The organism is Maribacter sp. 4G9 (assembly GCF_002742265.1).
Taxonomy (GTDB): Bacteria; Bacteroidota; Bacteroidia; order Flavobacteriales; family Flavobacteriaceae; genus Maribacter.
The window spans coordinates 1-4,579 of record NZ_MDGL01000044.1; the positions used below are offsets into that span (position 1 = coordinate 1).

The window sequence follows — 4,579 nt, forward strand, 5'->3', positions numbered from 1 at the left end:
GGTGATGAAATCCGTATATTTGGCAACAAGGGAGGCCACCAAGAAGTGGTCCATGCCCATCAGGAACTGGGGCATAATTTTAAACCAGTTCCTTACAATCTATGAAAAAAGGGTCAGACTTTAGATAAAAGTCCAACCCTCGTTATTTTTAACTTACACACTTGGTGGGATAGTGTCAAAAAACTTTTGCTAATCGAGTAGACGGCCGTAGGCCGTAAAGCCCACGGTGCGCCTCTCACACCACTCCCGAATTCTCGGGATACGGGTCTCGTATACGGCGGTTCATAAATCATCAAACCAAAGCTCTTTTCACCCTTGGCACTATCCTCTAATTTAGGCATAGGCTACCACTAGTGCTCCTATGCGAATTTTGAAGAGAATTACGTTCAGTCCTTCCCTACTCGTGAGACCTCTAGGGTACTGCCATAGCTCGTTTCTCGTAAGTACTATGACCTCTGCTGACTTCTCCATATAGCTACACGTAACTTTGGAGACCTCCCCAGGTAATGACATCTTCTTTCTCCCGATAACCGCCGTATCTACATACTTACCCTTTTGGTAATCTTAGGGCGTTACAATGATGTGCTTGCTTACCCAAATAAATATGCCTCTGTATACGGTTCCTGTTCAGCCTGTCCTGAGCGAAGCCGAAGGGTCAGTACCGGGTTTTGTGGTCCCGCTTCCTTCAGATATGACCTCACGGTCACCACCCTTGCGACTTACTAATGGCCCAAGGCGTTACCCCCGCCCATAAGGGACTTGCACCCCCTAGATGAATAAACTATCTTTCTAATAGTTTAAAGATGCCCATGCTGGGCACACACAATGTATATAGCTAATTGCTAGGTAGTTGATTAACCAAAGTTTTGGGTGTATTTGCTAAGACCGCCAAATCGTTGATTTGGCTTTTAAAATGAATAATATAAAAACAAAATACAACGCTTTGGCTCAGTGCAAAATTGAAAGTTTATCGCTTTCTTCTGCCCTACTTGCCATATACTAAACGTTGTGTTTCATACAGAAAAAGCCACCGCACAAACAGCACATTTGGTTTTTGCCAACGCTAAAACCCAACGCTGAAAAACCAAAAGAGCTGTTTTTTTCCTAAGCTCGAAAAAATACAATCTGAATACTTGCCTTAAAAATTTTTATCTATATTTGACACATACTGTCAAGTTATAAATTTCAAATGGAAACAATCGGACAAATATTAAGGAACAAAAGACAAGAGTTAGGACTGCTTTTGAGACAAGTTTCTGCTTATGTCGATATTGACCAAGCAATATTGAGTAAAATTGAAAGAAACGAGCGAAAACCAACGAAGGAAATGTTGGGAAGGCTTGCGGAAATTCTAAAACTCGATAAAGATGAATTATTGATTCAATTTATAAGTGACAAAATCGCTTACGAAATTGTAAATGAAGATTGTGCAAACAAAGCTTTAAAAGTGGCAGAAAGAAAAATAAAATATTTAAAATCTCATCCCGTAAAAAATTAACTATGCGAACATTAACAACTGATATTGAAAACGCAAGCGTAGTTGAAGAACCACAATTAGCTGTAAAATTCAACTCAAAAGTTGAATTACAAAAAGAAGAAGAAGAGGGCAAATCAACTTTAAATATGCTCTCTTTATTTTCAGGCTGTGGAGGAATGGACTTAGGTTTTGAGGGCGATTTTTCTGTCTTAAAATCTTCTGTAAACGATATTTTAAATCCTGATTTTATAGAAAAGGAACTTGACAATAATTTCATAAAACTTAAAAAAACTCGATTCAAAACAGTTTTTGCAAACGACATTTTAAAAGACGCAAGAAATGCTTGGGTACACTATTTTTCTAAAAGAGGACATGATATAGAAGACTATCAAACCGACAGTATAGTGGATTTAGTAAAACTGCATCAAAGCGGTACTAAAGTATTTCCTGAAAATATTGACATCGTTACAGGCGGTTTCCCTTGCCAAGATTTTAGTATTGCAGGAAAAAGAAACGGCTTCAATTCTAATAAAAACCATAAAGGTGAACTAAATACTGAAACTTGTGCCACAGAAGAAACCCGTGGAAAGCTTTATATGTGGATGAAGCAAGTGATAGAAATTACACAACCTAAAATTTTCATTGCAGAAAATGTAAAAGGCTTGGTAAACCTCTCAAACGTAAAAGACATTATTCAAAGTGATTTTTCATCTACAGGAGATAATGGATATTTAGTTTTAAAGCCAAGAGTTTTACACGCAGCTGATTATGGAGTTCCGCAATCAAGGGAAAGGGTTTTCTTCATTGGAATCAAGAAATCTGCTTTAAAAAAATCCGCACTAGATGAATTGGAAAAGGAAATTATATCAGATAAATACAATCCTTATCCAAAACCAACTCACGCTTATACAACGGATGGCGATAATTTAAAACGCCACGTAGATTTAAAAGAGCTTTTTGCAAATATAGAAGAGCCAGAAAAATCTAAAGATTTATCCCAAAAATTTTACTCAAAAGCAAAGTTTATGGGTAAACATTGTCAAGGACAAATAGAAATTAAGCCTGATGGTATTAGCCCTACAATTAGAGCCGAACATCACGGAAATATTGAGTTCAGACGGTTATCAAAAAAAAATGGAGGAATATTAACCGAAGAACTTTCAAAAGGATTAAAAGAGAGACGTTTAACGCCAAGAGAGTGTGGTTTAATCCAGACTTTTCCGCCCGATTATGAATTTGTAATTGAGAACAAACAAGGTCGTAAAGGTTCATATTTGGTAAGTCCTTCAAAAGCATATAAAATAATTGGAAATGCAGTTCCGCCTCTTCTCGCTTACAATTTGGCAAAGCGAGTTGAAAATGTTTGGGACTTATATTTTAAAAAATAATGGTAGTATCAGTAAATTCAGAACCGCATAAAAACGAGTTCAACACTTTGCTCAATTCAACAATTATTGAATTAAATGCACACGCAATAAAATCACCTAAAAAGATTGAACAATTAAAAGGTAATAAACTTGAACCATATGTTGGAGATGTAATGACTGAATTAGCAGTCGGAACTGCTTTTGAAAATTCAATAGAAGTTATTGGTGGACAAAAGTTCCCTGACATCATAGCAAATAAATTTTACGGAATAGAAGTAAAAACTACTACTCAAAATCATTGGAAAACAACAGGAAATAGTGTTTTAGAATCCACTAGAGTTGAGGATGTTGAACGAATATTTATGCTATTTGGGAAACTCGGCAAACCGATTGAATTCAAATGCAGAGCATATGAAGAATGTTTGTCAGAAGTTGTTGTAACTCATTCGCCAAGATATTTAATAGATATGAACTTGGAAAAAGGCAAAACAATATTTGATAAAATAAATACGCCTTACGACACTTTGCGACAAAAGAATAATCCGATTAAACCAATTACTGATTATTATAAAAGCAAACTGAAACCCGGACAAGATTTGTGGTGGATTCAAGACACCGAACAAGCAAGTAATCTTGTCATTAACATTTGGAACAATCTAAACCAAAAAGAAAAGCAAGAAATAAAAAATAGAGCGATGGTATATTTTCCCGAGGTTTTCAGTAATCGAGGAGACAAGTTTTCTCGACTTGCCATTTGGTTAGTTACTAGAGAGTCTATTGTATGCCCAAATATTAGAGATTTATTTACTGCAGGTGGAAAGGACAATTACCTTATCAAAGGTAAAACGCACAAAAATATTCCAAGAATCTATATCAAACTTTTTGAGAATATAAACTCGGTTTTAGAGATTTTGATTAACACGTCTGCCATTGAATTATCAGAATATTGGAACGAGAAAACGAGCGAAAAGAAAAAAATTATGGATTGGATTGACTTGGTATCAATGAACTCAAAAACTGTTCAAGGTGCAAGGCATTTGGGTTTAAAACAGATGTTGAACGAATTAATATTGTGATGGAAAAGCCAACGCTAAAAGCCATACACATTTGCAATTCTCACCAGCCGACACACAAGCCAAAAATTGCAAAAGAGTATGTCTTTGCCAACGCTGACAGAAGGACGAAAAAATAAAGTACGAAAACACAGTCGAGTAGACGGCCGTAGGCCGTAAAGCCCACGGTGCGCCTCTCACACCACTCCCGAATTCTCGGGATACGGGTCTCGTATACGGCGGTTCGCAAATCATCAAACCAAAGCTCTTTTCACCCTTGGCACTATCCTCTAATTTAGGCATAGGCTACCACTAGTGCTCCTATGCGAATTTTGAAGAGAATTACGTTCAGTCCTTCCTTACTCGTGAGACCTCCATTTTTCGAATGGCTCGTTTCCCGTAAGTACTATGACCTCTGCTGACTTCTCCATATAGCTACAGGTAACTTTGGAGACCTCCCCAGGTAATGACATCTTCTTTCTCACGATAACCGCCGTATCTGGATACTTCGGTTCGTTTTGTGCCATCCATTTCGGAGTTATAGTGCCAGGCATTTCGGTTTGATCTGTGCCACTTTTGGCCATCGGCCCGATCCGTTTCGGTTCGTTTTGTGCCAGTGATATCGGTTCGATCTGTGCCACTTTGAAAGATCAAGTAACAATTACCTTGTCGCTTAAAAACAA

Annotated in this window: 5 protein-coding genes and 1 pseudogene; 4 read left to right on the plus strand and 2 right to left on the minus strand. The window is 37.4% G+C overall.

Annotated elements, in window-relative coordinates:
* Nucleotides 1-124: pseudogene (locus BFP75_RS22325) on the plus strand (IS256 family transposase); the annotation flags it as partial.
* A gap of 209 nt (nt 125-333) precedes the next feature.
* Here the strand turns inward: BFP75_RS22325 and BFP75_RS21775 are convergent.
* On the minus strand, nt 334-471 hold the full coding sequence (locus tag BFP75_RS21775) for a hypothetical protein (RefSeq protein ID WP_165776557.1): 138 nt from the start codon (nt 469-471) through the stop codon (nt 334-336).
* Between the two features lie 718 nt (nt 472-1,189).
* Here BFP75_RS21775 and BFP75_RS06695 point away from each other — a divergent pair.
* The 3 genes from BFP75_RS06695 to BFP75_RS06705 are packed head-to-tail and all read left to right on the plus strand — an operon-like array spanning nt 1,190 to nt 3,920.
* Nucleotides 1,190-1,498, plus strand: a complete 309-nt coding sequence (locus tag BFP75_RS06695) for a helix-turn-helix domain-containing protein (protein ID WP_099544473.1) — start codon at nt 1,190-1,192, stop codon at nt 1,496-1,498.
* 2 nt (nt 1,499-1,500) lie between these two features.
* Nucleotides 1,501-2,865: a DNA cytosine methyltransferase gene (locus BFP75_RS06700; protein WP_099544474.1), complete on the plus strand. Its 1,365-nt coding sequence runs from the start codon at nt 1,501-1,503 to the stop codon at nt 2,863-2,865.
* The gene (locus tag BFP75_RS06705) at nt 2,865-3,920 is read left to right on the plus strand and encodes a hypothetical protein (RefSeq protein ID WP_240531718.1); all 1,056 of its coding nucleotides are present in this window, start codon (nt 2,865-2,867) and stop codon (nt 3,918-3,920) included. The genes BFP75_RS06700 and BFP75_RS06705 overlap by 1 nt, the downstream gene beginning before the upstream one ends.
* 411 nt (nt 3,921-4,331) lie before the next feature.
* On the opposite strand, the gene BFP75_RS22060 is transcribed toward BFP75_RS06705, so the two are convergent.
* On the minus strand, nt 4,332-4,579 hold a 248-nt coding region (locus tag BFP75_RS22060), incomplete at its 5' end, for a hypothetical protein (RefSeq protein WP_206073505.1).

Bases quoted from the DNA above. Each gene is read 5' to 3' on its own strand.
- BFP75_RS21775 (WP_165776557.1), bottom strand. From the start codon at position 471: ATGGAGAAGTCAGCAGAGGTCATAGTACTTACGAGAAACGAGCTATGG.
- BFP75_RS06695 (WP_099544473.1), top strand. From the start codon at position 1,190: ATGGAAACAATCGGACAAATATTAAGGAACAAAAGACAAGAGTTAGGA.
- BFP75_RS06700 (WP_099544474.1), top strand. From the start codon at position 1,501: ATGCGAACATTAACAACTGATATTGAAAACGCAAGCGTAGTTGAAGAA.
- BFP75_RS06705 (WP_240531718.1), top strand. From the start codon at position 2,865: ATGGTAGTATCAGTAAATTCAGAACCGCATAAAAACGAGTTCAACACT.